Genomic DNA, 15,454 nt, shown 5'->3' with positions numbered 1-15,454 from the left:
CAACCGGCCGGCCGGAGTCAGCCGGGCATTAGCGTGAGACACGAGAGACCTCCGTGCGATCGAGATGAAGAACTAGACAGCTCCAACTCGACCCCGGAGGTCTCTCCTACGTCAACAACGATCCGGGTCAGTACAGCTAGCGCTCGAGCAACCGCTCGAGGCCCAGGAAGCGCAGCACCTCGTACCCGAGGGCGAGCGTGCAGTACAGCGTCAGCAGCCCTCCGAAGGCCTTCTCGCGCCATGAACCGGTGTCACCGAGCAGCGGCAGCGCGAGGTACCCGTTCGGCAGCCACAGGCTCTTCAGCACGGGGATGTCGCCGACGATCTCGGGCGGTCGCGGCACCCAGGGCCACAGGAGCCCCGGGAGGCCGCCGGTGGTGAGCGCGTCGCCGGCGAGGTGCGCGACGAACCCGATCGTCACGGCGAGCGGGAACCACGCCACCTGCTCGGGGGCGAAGAGCACGATGAAGAGGCCGAGCGCGAGACCCGCGAGCCAGGCGAGGAGCCAGGAGTCGACGAGGTCGCGCGCCTTCACGGCGAAGGCGGTGAGCGCCGCGGTGCCGATGCCCGCGCCGATCGGGACGGTGCCCGGCTCGAAACCGCCGATCGGCTCGACCGGCATGGTCAGCGCCGTCAGCGCCCACGCGGCCGCCGCGACGAGCAGGACGGCGACGGGGGAGTGCGCGCCGTGCCGGTGCCCGCCGGAGAGCGCGCCGATGGTGCGGGCCGTCAGCGGACCGAGGATCGGCACCGAGCGGGAGATCGTCGCGCTGTGGTGGTCGGCGTCGGGCAGGAGCGCCGCGCCGGCGCACACGGTCGCGCCGGCGACCACGCCGACCGGGTCGAGGGGGTACGCCCCCGTCGCGAGCAGGGGAGCGGCGCCGGTGACCGCGACCCAGGCGGCGGCGCCGCTGATCGCGTGATTCATGCCCATCATCGATCGACGATCGTATCCGCGGCCGCCCACATTCCCGGTTCGGCATCGTAGGCTCTGAGGGTGGAACTCCGAGACATCCCCCTGACGACCATCGACGGCGAGACCGTCACCCTCGCCGACTACGCCGACGAGGTGGTGATGGTCGTGAACGTCGCGTCGAAGTGCGGGCTCACGCCGCAGTACACGAAGCTCGAGGAGCTCCAGCGCGAGTACGGCGACCAGGGGTTCACGGTGCTCGGCTTCCCGTGCAACCAGTTCGCCGGCCAGGAGCCGGGCGGCGCCGCCGACATCAAGGAGTTCTGCTCCATGACCTACGGCGTGAGCTTCCCGCTGATGGAGAAGGTCAAGGTCAACGGCCGCAACCGCCACCCGCTCTACGAGGTGCTGACCCAGGTCGAGGACGCCCGCGGCAAGGCCGGCCGGGTGAAGTGGAACTTCGAGAAGTTCGTGATCCAGCCCGGCGGCGAGGTGTCGAGGTTCCGGCCGACGACCGAGCCCGACGACCCCGAGATCATCGCCGCGATCGAACGCGGCATCTCGGAGCGGCGCGCAGCCTGACGCATGCGGACCGGGCGCCGTTCCGTGTCCGCTCGTCCGGCTCGAACGAGTGTCGGCGGCGTCCGACCGAGGTCTCGAACCCTCGCTCGCCGCGCACGACGCCGCCCGGGCCCGGCTTCGGAGATCCTCCGCGCAGGATTGTTGACCAATCTGGTCGGGCATCGTATGTTTCAGAGATCGCGCACTAGGACAGCGTTGTCCTCGGACGAAAGGATCTCCATGAGAACCAGGATGCTCGCACTCGCCGGCTCGGTCGCCATCGCGGCGCCGCTGGCACTCGGCGCGGCGGGGGCGGCCACCGCGGCACCCGATGACAATCCTCCCGTCACGCTCGTCGACGGGACGACCGCCCCGATCTACGACTACGCCGACGCCATTCGCGAGACGGTGTGGGTCACGACCCCCGACCTCGACGACGACGGCGTCGGCGAGCGCATCGCCGCCGACATCATCCGGCCCCGCGAGCTCGACGGCAACGCCCGGGTCCCGATCATCATGGACGCGAGTCCCTACTACCTGAGCTCGGGTCGAGGCAACGAGGCGGAGCGAAAGGTCTACGACGCCGACGGGAACATCGTCAAGTTCCCGCTCTACTACGACAACTACTTCGTGCCCCGGGGCTACGCCTTCGTCGCGGTCGACATGGCCGGCACCGCACGTTCGACCGGCTGCACCGACGAGGGTGGCCGCTCCGACATCGAGTCGGTCAAGGCCGTCGTGGAGTGGCTGAACGGCACGGGCGTGGCGCACGACGCCGCCGGCGACGTCGTCGACGCCGACTGGAGCAACGGAAAGACCGGGATGATCGGCAAGTCCTACGACGGGACACTCGCGAACGGCGTCGCGGCGACGGGCGTCGACGGACTCGAGACGATCGTGCCGATCAGCGCGATCAGCTCGTGGTACGACTACAACCGCTGGCAGGGAGCGGTGAAGTCCAACAACTACCCGAGCAGCCTGTCGCGGTCGGTCGCCTCCAACCGGACCATCGCCACCGACTGCTCGGCGCGGCTCAACTGGATGAACGCGAACGACGGCGATGAGACGGGTGCCTACACCGACTTCTGGGCCGAGCGCGACTACCGGGAGGGCACCTTCTACGACGTGTCCAAGGTGAAGGCCAGCGTGTTCATCATGCACGGCCTGCAGGACACCAACGTCAAGACGATGAACGCCTCGAAGTGGTGGGACGCCCTCGGCGAGCAGGGCGTCGAGCGCAAGATGTGGCTCACTCGTCTCGGGCACGTCGACCCCTTCGACTCCGAGCGCGGCCTGTGGGTCGACACGCTGCACCGCTGGTTCGACCACGAGCTCATGGACATCGACAACGGCATCGACCGCGAGCCCGCGGTCAGCGTCGAGACCGCCCCCGACCGGTGGGAGCAGTCACCGACCTGGCCGATCTCGTCGGCCCGCACGCAGACCCTGAACCTGCACGCCGACGGCACGATGATGCTGGGCAAGCAGGACCGCACCACCGCGAGCTACGTCAACGCCACCTCGCTGAGCGAGGCGAACGCGATCAGGATCGGCGACAACCCCAACCGCCTGCAGTTCCTCACCGGCACGACCAAGCACGAGCTCCGGATCTCGGGCACGCCGACCGTCGACCTCGACGTCACGCACACCGTTCCGGTCGGGCAGGTCTCGGTCATGCTCGTCGACTACGGAATGATGGATCGCATCATCACGACCGGTGACGGCGCGGAGACCCTGGGCACCGAGTCCTGCTGGGGCCCGGCGACCGCGACCGACGACGCCTGCTACAACGAGGTCGGCAAGCGGATCGCGAGCACCGAGCTCCAGGTGCTCGCCCGGGGGTGGGCTCGTCTGGACGGGGCCGGCAACCATCGGGTCACCGTCGAACTGGCGGCCAACGACGTCGTCGTGCCCGCCGGTCACCAGCTCGGTCTCGTGATCAGCGGCAGCCGCAACGGCGTGCTCGCGGCCGACACCTCGTCGAGCACCTACACCGTCGCCCTCGGCGGTTCGCAGCTGAACCTGCCCGTCTCGGGTCCGATGGCAGGGTTCGGTCCTGGGCGCCTGACCGCGAAGGACACCGAGAACCTGAGCCCGGGAACCCTGGCCAACCTCGATGAAACGGTGTGGCCCGGCAACTGACCGGCCGGCGAGGAGGTCGAGACCCCCGGACTTCTGCGAAGCCCGGGGGTCTCGTCGTGGGCCCGGGGCATCCGTTGCGGCCCGGCGCGGTTCCTTGACCGCTCGTCCGGCTCGGCCCACAATTGGGGGGTCCATCCGATTGCAGGGGAGCGGAGACCGAATGTCCGACGCGTACGCCCGTCCGAGTCACGACGACCAGCCGACGGTGCCCGACTTCGCACCGCCGCCCCTGTCGGTCGACGACGCGACCACCGCCAAGCCCGCCGACACCGCCGAAGGCCGCCCGTGGGGCCGAGACCTGCGGTTCATGCTCGTCGTGCTCGCGGCGATCGTCGCGCTCTTCCTCGCGTTCGCGCTGCTCATCGCCTTCAGCCCGACCGGAGCCGCGATCAGCGCCCTCGCGATCATCGCCGCACCCATCGCCACGATGGTCGCCGCCTACTACGGCATCTCGCTCGCGCTGCGCCAGGTGCGCGACGCCCGCGACGCCGCCGAGTCGTCGGAGGCGCGTGCGCGTGCGGCCGAGACGAGCGCGCGCGAGTCCGACGCGTGGGCCGCGCAGATGGAGTCGGGGCTTCGCGTCTCGGTCGCCAAGCTGCGCGCCGCCGGGGTCGACACCCGTGACGTCGAGCGGGCGGCGGGCACCCCCGACGAGTTCTTCTGATCGACGCGCGACGGCGCCGAGCCGTCGCGCACGAACGGCCTCGCCCACGACGGGCGAGGCCGTTCGCGGTTCAGAGCTCGGCGAGCAGCGACAGCGGCTGCTCGATGCAGCCCGCGACGAAGGTGAGGAACGCCGCGGCCTCGGCGCCGTCGCAGACGCGATGGTCGAACGAGAGGGTCAGCTCGGTGACCGTCCGCACGGCGAGCGCGCCGTCGACGACCCAGGGCCGTTCGACGAGCCGGCCGATGCCGAGCATCGCCGCCTCGGGGTGGTTGATGATCGCCGCCGAGCCGTCGACGCCGAGCGTGCCGTAGTTGTTCAGCGTGAACGTGCCGCCCGAGAGCGCCGCCGGGGCGAAGACCCCGGTCGCGGCGGCCTCGGTCTGGGTGCCGATCGCGTCGCGCAGCCCGCGCAGGCTCATCGCCTCGGCGCCGTGCACGACCGGCACCATGAGGCCGCGGGGCGTCTGCGCCGCGAGACCGAGGTTGACGGCGCCGTGCAGCACGACTTCGTCGCGCTCGGCGTCGAAGCTCGAGTTGAGGCGCGGGTGCCTGCGGAGGCCCGCGACGACGAAGCGTGCGACGAGGGCGGTCGTGCCGAAGCGCTCGCCGGTCGCGGCGTGCAGCTGCTTGCGGGCGGCCACCAGGGCGGTCGCGTCGACGTCCATCCAGACGGTCGCCTCGGGGATCTCCCTGCGCGAGCGCGAGAAATGGGCGGCCGCCGCCCGGCCGATGCGGTCGAGCGGGATCCGCTCGTCGCCGGCGGCGATCGCGGCGGCGGGCACGGGCGACGGCGATGCGGATGCCTCGGGCGCGGCCTGCGTGGTCGCACCCTGCTGCTCGCCGATGAACGCCTCGACGTCGCGCCGCATGACCAGGTGGTCGGGGCCCGAGCCGTCGAGCTGCGAGGCGTCGAAGCCGTGCTGCCGGGCGAGCCGCCGCACGATCGGGGAGACCACGGGGGAGCGGCGCGCGCTGTCGAGGCGCGAACGTGCGGCGACGCCGCCGCCGGTGCCTGTACCGGGGCCCGAGCCCGTCGCGGCGCCGGTGCGCCGGCGGCCGAATCGCGCCGGCGCCGTCGCGGCGCGCTTGGTCACCGTCGAGGCGCGGGTGCCGTACCCGATGAGCACGGCGCCCGACTCCTCGGTCGCGACCTCGGTCGGGGCGGCGACGCCCGGTTCGGCGGCGACCGGAGCGGCCGCTGCGGCGGATGTCGCGGTTTCGTCGACGGGCGAGCCGGCGGCCGACGCCGGCGCGGAGGCATCCTTCGTCGGTGACTCGGCCGCCGCGACCGCGGTGCCGAGCGTCATGAGCACGGTGCCCGCGTGCAGCGTCTGGCCGACCTCGCCGCCGAGCGACTCGACGACGCCCGCGAACGGGGTCGGCAGCTGCACGACGGACTTCGCCGACTCGAGCTCGACGACCGGCTGGTCGATCGCGACCTCGTCGCCCGGGGCGACGAGCCACGCGACGATCTCGGCCTCGGTGAGGCCTTCGCCGAGGTCGGGCAGGATGAACTCGCGGCTCATGCGTCCCACTCCCAGGTGTCGAGCGCCGCGAGGATGCGGTCGGGCGTGGGCAGCTGGTGCTCCTCGAGCTTCGGCGAGGGGTACGGGATGTCGAAACCGGCGATCCGCAGCACCGGCGCCGCGAGGTGGTGGAAGTTGCGCTCGGTCACCCGCGCGGCGACCTCGGCGCCGTAGCCGCCGAACTGCGCGGCCTCGTGGATGACGGCGGCGCGCGAGGTCTTGCGCACCGACGCGCCGACGGTCTCGTCGTCGAACGGCGAGAGGCTGCGGAGGTCGACGACCTCGACCGAGAGCCCCTCGGCGGCCGCGGCCTCGGCGGCCTCCAGCGCGGTGCGGACCGTGGGCCCGTACGCGAGGAGGGTGACGTCGTCACCCGTGCGCACGACCTCGGCGCGATCCATCGGCGCGGTGGTCACCGGCAGGGCGATCGGCGCCTTCGACCAGTAGCGGCTCTTGGGCTCCATGAAGACGACGGGGTCGTCGCTCTCGATCGCCTCGCGCAGCATCGAATACGCGTCGGCCGGGTTCGAGGGCATCACGACCGTGAGGCCGGGGGTCGACGCCCAGTACGACTCCGAGGAGTCGGAGTGGTGCTCGACGCCGCCGATCGCGCCCGCGCACGGGATGCGCACGACCATGGGCAGCGTGACCCGCCCCTTCGTGCGGTTGCGCATCTTCGCGACGTGCGACACCATCTGCTCGAACGCGGGGTAGCTGAACGCGTCGAACTGCATCTCGACGACCGGGCGCATGCCGTACATCGCCATGCCGATCGCGGTGCCGATGATGCCCGACTCGGCCAGCGGGGAGTCCCAGATGCGCTCCTCGCCGAACTCGGCCTGCAGGCCGTCGGTGATGCGGAACACGCCGCCGAGCGGCCCGACGTCCTCGCCGTAGACGATGACGCGGTCGTCGGCGGCCATCGCGTCGCGCAGTGCGGCGTTCAGCGCGCCGGCCATCGTGAGCTGGGTCGGTGCGGATGCCTCGGGGCGGGCGTCCTTCGTCGCGGTGGCGGTCATCGGGCGTCCTCCTGGTGGGTGCCGGCGGCGAGTTCGGCGGCGAGTGCGGCGCGCTGCTCGGCGAGTGCGGCACGGGGCCGCGCGTAGACGTGGTCGAAGAGCTCGAGCGGGTCGAGCTCGGCCTCGGCGGTCATGACCTCGCGGGTCGCCGCGGCGAGCTCCTCGGCCTCGTCGGTGATCTCGGCGCGGAGGGTCTCGGTCAGCGCCCCCTCGGAGACGAGGTACTTCTCGAGGCGCTCGATCGGGTCGCGCCGCTTCCAGTGCTCGACGTCGCGCGCGGCGCGGTAGCGGCTCGGGTCGTCGGAGTTCGTGTGCGGCTCGATGCGGTACGTGACGCCCTCGATGAGGGTCGGGCCGCCGCCCGCACGGGCGCGCTCGACGGCGGCGTGCGTGATCGCGTACATCGCTGCGACGTCGTTGCCGTCGACGTGGAACCCAGGCATGCCGTAGCCGACGGCCTTGTCGGCGAGGGTCGCGGCGCGGGTCTGCCTCTCGAGCGGCACGCTGATCGCGAACTGGTTGTTCTGCACGATGAAGACGGTCGGGGTCTGCCACACGGCGGCGAAGTTGAACGCCTCGTGGGCGTCGCCCTCGCTCGTGGCGCCGTCGCCGAGGAAGGTCAGGGCGACGATCGGGTCGTGGCGGAGCCGCGCGGCGTGGGCGAGGCCGACGGCGTGCAGCGCCTGGGTGGCGAGCGGCGTCGCCTGCGCGGCGGTGCGGAACGCGTGCTGGTCGTAGCCGTTGTGCCAGTCGCCGCGGAACGACTGCAGGATGTCGGCGGGGGCGATGCCGCGGGTGAGCAGGGCGATGCTGTCGCGGTAGGTCGGGAAGAGCCAGTCCGTGCGGTCGAGCGAGGCGACGGCGCCGATCTCGCAGGCCTCCTGGCCGTAGGCCGAGGGATAGGTGGCGAGGCGGCCCTGCTTGGTGAGCGCGGTGACCTGCACGTCGAAACGGCGGGCGACGACCATCTTGCGGTAGAGCCCGAGGAGGGTGTCGGTGTCGGGCAGCGAGAAGCCGCCGGTCGCGTGGCCGGTGACGGCGTGACCCGCGTTGTCGAGAAGGCGGAGCGGCTTCTCCGATGGAAGGGTGCGGGTCGGGGCGTGCTCGACATTGAGGCTCATGGAGCCATGGTGCGACATGCTCGACCCTCGAGGTCGGGCGTGTCATCCAAGCGTGAACGAACGGCTGCCGACGGCCGAAACCGTTGCCATTCGTCCACCAGGGGCGCAGTCAGGTGCGCCAGATGTCCAGCGTCTGCGCGGGCGGGTGACCCTCGATCTCCTCGAGGATCAGGTGCGACCGGGTCGACACCACTCCGGGCATGTCGTGGATGTCGCGGAGGATCGCCTGGCTCAGCTGCTCGTGATCGGGCGCGCTCACGGTGAGGATGATGTCGATGTCGCCCGAGACCGCCTGGACCTTCTCGACGAAGGGCAGCGTGGCGAGCTTCGCCGCGATCTCCTCCCACGAGACCTCGCCGATGCGCACCACGACGAGCGCGGAGATGTGCAGGCCGATCGAGCGGCGGTCGATCTGCGCGCCGAAGCCGGTGATGACTCCCCGCTGCTGCAGTTGCTGCAGCCGGTTGTGCGCCGCCGTGCGCGAGATGTGCACCCGGTCGGCGAGGGTTCGCACCGACAGCCGGCCGTCGCGGCTCAGCTCGGCCACGATTCTGCGGTCGATGCTGTCGAGTGGTTCGTTGCGGTGCGCTGCTTGCGGGGTCATCGTCGTCCTCATGCCTCTCGCTCAGCGTACCGGTTCCGGAGCCGCGCCCGTCGGAGTGATCCTCGCATCGGAGCGTGCCGCACGACGCGCGGCAGCAGCGGCCAGACGATCGCGATGCCGCGGAGCCAGGCGGCGCTCACGCGCTCTGCCCGCGGCGTCCAGCGGAACCCGTATGCGGCGCGGATCGGCGCCGGCAGGAGCGCCGCGGTCGACAGCCGGACGAGGGGGAGGAGGAGCCGGGTGCCGGGCGGGAGCGCCGCCGAACCGCCGAGCAGGATCCGGGCGACGCCGCGCGCGTCGTCGCCGACGTCGAGCGCGGCGAGCCGCGCCTGCCACCACGCCTCGAACTCGGCGCGGCTCGCGGGCCAGCCCTCGCGGCCCGCCTGCAGGCTGCCGCCGAGCGGAGCGTAGCCGCGCACGATCGCGTCGGCCTCGCGTTCGTCGAGCGGGCCCCAGAGCCGCTCCTCGACGGCGAGCGCCGTCGCGAGCAGGGTCGACGCGACCCAACGCTGCGCATCGGCGTCGAACGCCGAGTACCGTGCGCTGCGCGCGTCGCCCGCCTCGTCGGCCTCGCCGTCGGCGGAGTCAGCTGCGTCGCCGCGCACGGGGGCGTGGCGCGCGTTCACCCGGCGGACCGCGGCCCGCCTGACCGCCTCGTCACCGAAGCCCACCGCGTACACGTAGTCGAGCGTCCCGAAGAGCCGATCGAGGGGGCGTCCGGCGAAGTCGCTGTGCCGGGCGACTCCGCGGGCGACGCGCGGGTCGGCGAGCTGCAGCAGGATGGCGGCGCCCCCGCCGAGGAGCAGGACTCCCTCGGCGGCGTGCCGCCGGAAGGGGTCGTTGCCGGGAACGGGGTCTGGGACGGTCATCAGTACCAGTTGTAGCTCTCCGAGTGCGCCCAGGCGCCGCACGGCGCCCCGTAGCGGTCGCTGATGTACGACAGCCCCCACTCGATCTGGGTCGCGGCGTTCGTTCGCCAGTCGGCGCCGGCCGAGGCCATCTTGCTGCCCGGCAGCGACTGCGGGATCCCGTACGCGCCGCTCGAGGCGTTGTACGCGTCGGCGCGCCAGCTCGACTCGCGCGTCCACAAGCGGACGAGGCAGTCGTACTGGCCCGAGCCCCAGCCGTAGCGGGCGACGGCACCGGCCGCGTACGCCTTCGCCGCGGCGGGGTCGACGACGACGCCCGGCGGCGGCGCCCCCGTGCCGCCGCCCGAGCCGCCCGAGCCGCCGGCGTCGGCCTCGGCGGCGGCCCGCTCGCGGGCCTCGGCCTCGAGCCTGGCCTGCTCGCCGACCCGGTAACGTCGCTCGAGCTCGACCGTTCGATCGCGCAGGCTCGCGAGTTGCGCGTAGAGGGTGTCGAGCGCCGTGCGCTGTTCGGCGAGCCTCGCCTCTGCGGCCAGATGGGCGTCCTCCGCGGCGGCCGAGGCGCGGTCGGCCTCCTCCGCGAGCCGTGTCCGCTCCCGTTCGGCCACGTCGGCCTGCGCACTGAGCGAGTCGTACTCGGCACGTGCGGCCGCAGCGCCCGCCGCGACGCCCGAGTAGACGTCGGCGAGCCGGGCGCTGCGGGAGAGCCCGTCGAGCAGCTCGTCGGCATCGCCGTCGCCGGCCGCGAACAGCAGTCGAAGCGTGATGTCCGCCCCGCCCGTGCGGGCGAGCAGGCCCGTGAGCCGTCCGAACTCCGCCTGCGACTCGCGCGCGGTGGTCGCGGCCGCTTCGGCGTCGGCGCCGAGCGCGGCGGCCTGCTCGGCCGCCTCGCGGCGCGCGGACTCCGCCGAGGCGGCGACGGCGGCGGCCTCGACCGCTGCGTCGCCGAGCACGGCGGCCTCGCCTTCCAGACGGTCGACCAGGGTCGTGATGCGCGACGACTCCGCCTCCCGTGCGGCGACGCTCTGCTTCGCCGCCTCGACCTCGCCCCAGCTGGGGTACTCCTCCGCGCCCGCCGGCGACGAGATCGAGCCGAGCGCGATGACGAGGGCGAGCACGCTCGCGGCGCTCGCGATCGGGCGTCCTCGGCGCATCGACTCACCCCCCCTTCGAGGCCGCGAGTCTACCCACGGCCCCGCTCAGCGGTCGGTCGGACACGCAGCGTACACTCGGCGCGTGCGTTCCTCCCGGCTGTCGGCCCTGCTCATCGTGATGGCCTCGCTCGCCCTGGCGGGGTGCGCGAGCGCGGCGCCGAGCTCGCCGAGCTCGACGGCGCCCGCGCCGACGCCGACCGCCGCGCCGACGCCGACCCTCGATCCCGTCGCCGCCTGGGTCGACGAACGGATGGCCGAGCTCAGCACGCAGCAGAAGGCGGCGGCGCTGCTGATGCTGCACGCTCCCGGCACCGATCCTGCGCCGTCGCGCGCGCTCATCGACGCGGGCGCGTCGGGCGTCATCCTGATGGGCGACAACATCGCGGGCGACGCTCCGTCGCTCGCCGCGATGACGGCGGCGCTCGTCGCCGATCCCGAGCTGCCGCCGCTGATCGGCGTCGACCAGGAGGGCGGCGAGGTGTCGCGCCTCGACTGGGACACCGCCGCGAGTGCGGCGACCCTGCGGGAGGCGCCGCCCGCCGCCGCCGGGGAGGCCTTCGCCGCGCGCGCCGCGAGCGTGGCCGCCGGCGGAGCGAACGTCAACTTCGGCGTCATCGCGGACGTCACGGCCGACCCGGGCTCCTTCATCTCGGGCCGGGTGCTCGGCACCGAGCCCGGGGCCGCGGGAGAACGCGTCGCGGCGGCGGTCGCGGGGGAGCAGGGCGTGGTGGCGAGCACCCTCAAGCACTTCCCGGGGCACGGCGCAGCGCCCGGCGACTCGCACACGAGCATTCCGACCGCGCCGCTCAGCCGCGCGGAGTGGCGAGCCGGCCCGGCACTGCCGTTCGCAGCCGGCATCGACGCGGGTGCCGAGCTCGTCATGACCGGGCACCTCGCCTACCCGGCGGTCGATGCGGCACCGGCCTCGCTCTCGCCCGAATGGCACCGCGTCCTCCGGGAGGAGCTCGGCTTCGAGGGCGTCGTGGTCACCGACGACATGCTGATGCTGCAGCACAACGGCCTCGCGGAGTACGCCGACCCCGGCGAGAACGCCGTGCGCGCGGTCGCGGCCGGCGCCGACCTGCTGCTCTACGTGCTCCCCGCGGACCCGTCCGAGTTCGGGATCTCGGTCGACGGGCTCGTCGCGTCGATCTCGGCGGCGGTCGACTCGGGCCGCATCTCCGAGGAACGTCTCGACGACGCGGTGCGCCGCGTGCTCGAGCTCCGCCGATCGCTCGCCTGAGCGATCCTTCGCAGAAAAGTTTCCATGCATGGGAATAGATCTCTCCGCCGCCCGCGTTGACACCCGTATGAGCCGATCGGCTCGGAACCGAACACATGGGAGCAACCGCAACATGACGACCACCGCCTCGACGATCGAGATCCCCGGCTACCGCGCAGGCACCTGGACGATCGACCCCGCCCACAGCGAAGTGGCCTTCTCCGTCCGCCACCTCATGATCAGCAAGGTCAAGGGCAAGTTCGAGCGCTTCAACGCGACCTTCGTCACCGCCGAGAACCCGCTCGACTCGACGGTGACCGCGTCGGCCGAGGTCGCCTCGGTGACCACGAACGAGCCGAACCGCGACGCGCACCTGCGCACGGGCGACTTCTTCGAGGCCGAGACCTACCCGACGATCGACTTCGTCTCGACCGGCGTCCGCGTCGAGAACGGCGACTTCAAGGTCGACGGCGAGCTCACGATGCACGGGGTCACGAAGCCCGTCACCTTCGACTTCGACTTCGGCGGCTTCGGCGGCGACCCCTACGGCAACTACAAGGGCGGCGCCACGGCCAAGACCGTCGTCAACCGCGAGGACTTCGGCCTCCACTACAACGCGGCGCTCGAGACCGGCGGCGTGCTGCTCGGCTCCGACGTCACGATCACCCTCGAGCTGCAGGCGCAGCTCGAGCAGTAATCGCTCGGCGATCACCACGACGGGCCGGATGCCACGTGCATCCGGCCCGTCGTCGTCTCGGCGCGATCCGTGCGCGCCCTGCGAATCTGCGGGGCGGCTCAGCCCTCGCGCACGGTGAGCTCGCCGAGGGTCGTCGACCAGAACCCGGCCCAGCGCTCGAACGCCGGGGCGAACTCGGCCGGGTCGACCTCGTCGGCGAACGGGGCGAGCTCGATCGCCGTCGAGCCGCGTCGCTCGGGCGCGCGGCGCCACGTGCCGACGACCTCGCCGTCGGCGACGAGGATCGGCAGGAACAGCCCGTTCTTGCCCGGGACGACGCGCACGGCGTCGGCCGTCGAGCAGAAGACCGTGCGGTCGCCGTAGCCGAGGAAGTACTCGTCGAACGGCGCGAGCACGTGCCGGCCGGTCGCGGCCCGGGCCGCAGGCCATGACGCGTCGACCGCGACGTACCGTTCGTCGCCCACGGCGACGACCGAGTCGCCCGCGGCCGAGACCGCGAGCCGGGCCCGGGTCAGCGTGAGGCCCGTCCACCAGGCGAAGTCGCGCGCCGAGACCGGCCCGTGCCCGCGCGCGTACCCGGTGAAGAGCCGCGCGAGCGTCTCGTCGTCGTCGGCCGGCTCGTTCGGGCCGGCGGGTGACCACTCGTCGAGCAGCACGAAGCGCTGACGCGCCCGGGTCTCGACCGGACCGCAGCAGAGCAGGCCCTCGATCGCGAGCCGCCAGATCAGGTGGTACCCGCGCTGCCCCTCGATGGGGATGCCCGCGGCGGCCCACGCCGCCTGGAGCTCGTCGCGAGAGGCGGAACGACCGCCCTCGAGTTCGCGGATCGCGACCGCGCGGGCGGCACGGTGCACCGCGTCGTCGATGCCCTCGCCGAGATGGATCTTCGCCGCGCGCTGCATGAGCCGCGCGGCCGTCAGCCGAAGGATCGGGCGGAGCAGCTCGGGCTCGACGAAGTGCAGCGTGCCGCGCATCGGCCACGAGCGCAGCAGCGACCGATCGTCGATCGCCCGGTCGATGCTCGCCTCGCTCGAATCGGCGACCCTCGCGCCGAGCACCCACTTCGCGGCCGCGAGGTCTTGCGCCTGCACGCACACGAGCCGCTCGAGTGCCGCCGCGGGGGAGTCGAAGCCGTCGAGGAGCCCCTGCGCGCTGAGGCGCGCGGCCCGGATCGAGGCGATCGAGGGGTCGCTCGGGCCATCCGTCGTCATGCTGCGATTCTGCCGGGCGCCGCCGACATCGGAGTTGACACCCCGCCGCGAACGATAGACTGGGCGGCTGTGCCGTTCGGCACCATCACCCCCGATCCCCGCCAGGAGGCCCGTCGTGCTCGCCGTCCACGATCTCGAGATCCGCGTCGGTGCGCGCCTCCTCATGGAGCACGTGAACTTCCGCGTCTCCGACGGCGACAAGATCGGCCTCGTCGGGCGCAACGGCGCCGGCAAGACGACGCTCACGAAGACCCTCGCCGGCGAGACCCTGCCGACCGACGGCAAGATCGACCGCACCGGCGAGATCGGCTACCTCCCGCAGGACCCGCGCTCCGGCGACCCCGAGATGCTCGCGCGCACGCGCATCCTCGACGCGCGCGGCCTCGGCTCGCTCGTGCTCGGCATGCACGAGGCATCCATGAACATGGGCAGCGACGACCCGGTCGTCGCCGAGAAGGCCATGAAGAAGTACGGCAACCTCACCGATCGCTTCAACGCGCTCGGCGGGTACGCCGCCGAGGCCGAGGCCGCGTCGATCGCCTCGAACCTGAACCTGCCCGACCGCATCCTCGACCAGCCGCTGAAGACGCTCTCGGGCGGCCAGCGCCGTCGCATCGAGCTCGCGCGCATCCTCTTCTCCGATGCCGACACGATGATCCTCGACGAGCCGACCAACCACCTCGACGCCGACTCGGTCGTGTGGCTCCGCGAGTTCCTGAAGGGCTACAAGGGCGGCGTCATCGTCATCTCCCACGACGTCGTGCTCGTCGAGGAGGTCGTGAACCGCGTCTTCTACCTCGACGCGAACCGCTCGATCATCGACATCTACAACATGGGCTGGAAGCACTACCAGCGCCAGCGCGCCGCCGACGAGGAGCGCCGCAAGAAGGAGCGTGCGAACGCCGAGAAGAAGGCGGGCGTCCTGCAGCTCCAGGCCGCGAAGTTCGGCGCGAAGGCCTCGAAGGCCGCCGCAGCGCACCAGATGGTCGCGCGCGCCGAGAAGCTGCTGGCCGGGCTCGAGGAGGTGCGCGCCGTCGACCGGGTCGCGAAGCTGCGCTTCCCGACGCCCGCGCCGTGCGGCCGCACGCCGATCACGGCCAGCGACCTGTCGAAGAGCTACGGCTCGCTCGAGATCTTCACCGCCGTCGACCTCGCGATCGACCGCGGCTCGAAGGTCGTCATCATCGGACTGAACGGTGCGGGCAAGACGACGCTGCTGCGCATCCTCGCGGGCGTCGACGCGCCCGACACCGGCCTCGTCGAAGCCGGCCACGGCCTCCGCGTCGGCTACTACGCCCAGGAGCACGAGACGATCGACGTCAAGCGCTCCGTGCTCGAGAACATGGTGAGCTCCTCGCCGAACCTCACCGAGACCGAGGCCCGCAAGGTGCTCGGCTCGTTCCTGTTCACGGGCGACGACGTGCACAAGCCCGCCGGCGTGCTCTCCGGCGGCGAGAAGACCCGACTCGCACTCGCGATGATCGTCGTCTCGGGGGCGAACGTGCTGCTCCTCGACGAGCCGACGAACAACCTCGACCCCGCGAGCCGCGCCGAGATCCTCGACGCGCTCGCGCACTACGAGGGCTCGGTCGTGCTCGTCTCGCACGACCCGGGCGCCGTCGAGGCGCTGAACCCCGAGCGGGTGCTCATCATGCCCGACGGCACCGAGGACCACTGGAGCCGCGAGTACCAGGAGCTCATCGAGCTCGCGTGACCCCGCGGGGCGCGGCTCGCCGAGGCGAGCCGCGGCCG

The 15,454-nt window shown here is 72.3% G+C and carries 14 protein-coding genes; 6 read left to right on the top strand and 8 right to left on the bottom strand.

Translation table 11 applies throughout. The annotated features are described in order from the left end of the window. Positions 1–136 precede the first annotated feature (136 nt). Positions 137–928, bottom strand: a complete 792-nt coding sequence (locus tag ACFVSL_RS15540) for a metal-dependent hydrolase (protein WP_386941867.1) — start codon at positions 926–928, stop codon at positions 137–139. A 69-nt stretch (positions 929–997) separates the two neighbouring features. Between ACFVSL_RS15540 and ACFVSL_RS15535 the strand changes: the two genes are divergently transcribed. From ACFVSL_RS15535 to ACFVSL_RS15525, 3 genes are all read left to right on the top strand, one after another. Beyond that, positions 998–1,495 carry a glutathione peroxidase gene (locus ACFVSL_RS15535; RefSeq protein ID WP_386941866.1) on the top strand — a complete coding sequence of 166 codons (498 nt, stop codon included), beginning with the start codon at positions 998–1,000 and terminating at the stop codon, positions 1,493–1,495. Between the two features lie 219 nt (positions 1,496–1,714). Beyond that, positions 1,715–3,616, top strand: coding sequence for a CocE/NonD family hydrolase (locus ACFVSL_RS15530; RefSeq protein ID WP_386941865.1), 1,902 nt, complete (start codon positions 1,715–1,717; stop codon positions 3,614–3,616). 160 nt (positions 3,617–3,776) lie between these two features. Continuing rightward, positions 3,777–4,280: a hypothetical protein gene (locus ACFVSL_RS15525; protein ID WP_386941864.1), complete on the top strand. Its 504-nt coding sequence runs from the start codon at positions 3,777–3,779 to the stop codon at positions 4,278–4,280. Positions 4,281–4,350: 70 nt separating this feature from the next. Here the strand turns inward: ACFVSL_RS15525 and ACFVSL_RS15520 are convergent, their stop codons facing one another. From ACFVSL_RS15520 to ACFVSL_RS15495, 6 genes are all read right to left on the bottom strand, one after another. Beyond that, positions 4,351–5,808 (bottom strand): dihydrolipoamide acetyltransferase family protein, encoded by a 1,458-nt coding sequence (locus tag ACFVSL_RS15520; RefSeq protein WP_386941863.1) that lies wholly within the window; start codon positions 5,806–5,808, stop codon positions 4,351–4,353. Continuing rightward, positions 5,805–6,827, bottom strand: coding sequence for an alpha-ketoacid dehydrogenase subunit beta (locus ACFVSL_RS15515; protein WP_386941862.1), 1,023 nt, complete (start codon positions 6,825–6,827; stop codon positions 5,805–5,807). Before ACFVSL_RS15515 ends, ACFVSL_RS15520 begins: the two co-directional genes overlap by 4 nt. Further along, on the bottom strand, positions 6,824–7,948 hold the full coding sequence (pdhA, locus tag ACFVSL_RS15510) for a pyruvate dehydrogenase (acetyl-transferring) E1 component subunit alpha (RefSeq protein ID WP_386941861.1): 1,125 nt from the start codon (positions 7,946–7,948) through the stop codon (positions 6,824–6,826). The genes ACFVSL_RS15515 and pdhA overlap by 4 nt, the downstream gene beginning before the upstream one ends. A gap of 109 nt (positions 7,949–8,057) precedes the next feature. Continuing rightward, the gene (locus tag ACFVSL_RS15505) at positions 8,058–8,552 is read right to left on the bottom strand and encodes an Lrp/AsnC family transcriptional regulator (protein WP_386941860.1); all 495 of its coding nucleotides are present in this window, start codon (positions 8,550–8,552) and stop codon (positions 8,058–8,060) included. 8 nt (positions 8,553–8,560) lie between these two features. Then, the gene (locus ACFVSL_RS15500) at positions 8,561–9,421 is read right to left on the bottom strand and encodes an oxygenase MpaB family protein (RefSeq protein WP_386941859.1); all 861 of its coding nucleotides are present in this window, start codon (positions 9,419–9,421) and stop codon (positions 8,561–8,563) included. Then, positions 9,421–10,572, bottom strand: coding sequence for a hypothetical protein (locus tag ACFVSL_RS15495; protein ID WP_386941858.1), 1,152 nt, complete (start codon positions 10,570–10,572; stop codon positions 9,421–9,423). Before ACFVSL_RS15495 ends, ACFVSL_RS15500 begins: the two co-directional genes overlap by 1 nt. 82 nt (positions 10,573–10,654) lie before the next feature. Between ACFVSL_RS15495 and ACFVSL_RS15490 the strand changes: the two genes are divergently transcribed. Further along, positions 10,655–11,815 carry a glycoside hydrolase family 3 N-terminal domain-containing protein gene (locus ACFVSL_RS15490; protein WP_386941857.1) on the top strand — a complete coding sequence of 387 codons (1,161 nt, stop codon included), beginning with the start codon at positions 10,655–10,657 and terminating at the stop codon, positions 11,813–11,815. A gap of 112 nt (positions 11,816–11,927) precedes the next feature. Beyond that, the gene (locus ACFVSL_RS15485) at positions 11,928–12,491 is read left to right on the top strand and encodes a YceI family protein (protein WP_386941856.1); all 564 of its coding nucleotides are present in this window, start codon (positions 11,928–11,930) and stop codon (positions 12,489–12,491) included. Between the two features lie 98 nt (positions 12,492–12,589). Here the strand turns inward: ACFVSL_RS15485 and ACFVSL_RS15480 are convergent, their stop codons facing one another. Then, complete coding sequence (locus tag ACFVSL_RS15480; protein ID WP_386941855.1) at positions 12,590–13,702, bottom strand: winged helix DNA-binding domain-containing protein; 1,113 nt, start codon at positions 13,700–13,702, stop codon at positions 12,590–12,592. A gap of 115 nt (positions 13,703–13,817) precedes the next feature. Here ACFVSL_RS15480 and ACFVSL_RS15475 point away from each other — a divergent pair, with 115 nt between their 5' ends. Next, positions 13,818–15,416, top strand: a complete 1,599-nt coding sequence (locus tag ACFVSL_RS15475) for an ABC-F family ATP-binding cassette domain-containing protein (protein WP_386941854.1) — start codon at positions 13,818–13,820, stop codon at positions 15,414–15,416. Positions 15,417–15,454: the final 38 nt, after the last annotated feature.

The sequence above is a fragment of the Agromyces sp. NPDC058064 genome, assembly GCF_042885275.1.
In the GTDB taxonomy this organism is placed as follows: Bacteria; Actinomycetota; Actinomycetes; order Actinomycetales; family Microbacteriaceae; genus Agromyces.
Note: the sequence above shows the minus strand (reverse complement) of the source record. Positions and strands in the feature narration are given on the sequence as shown.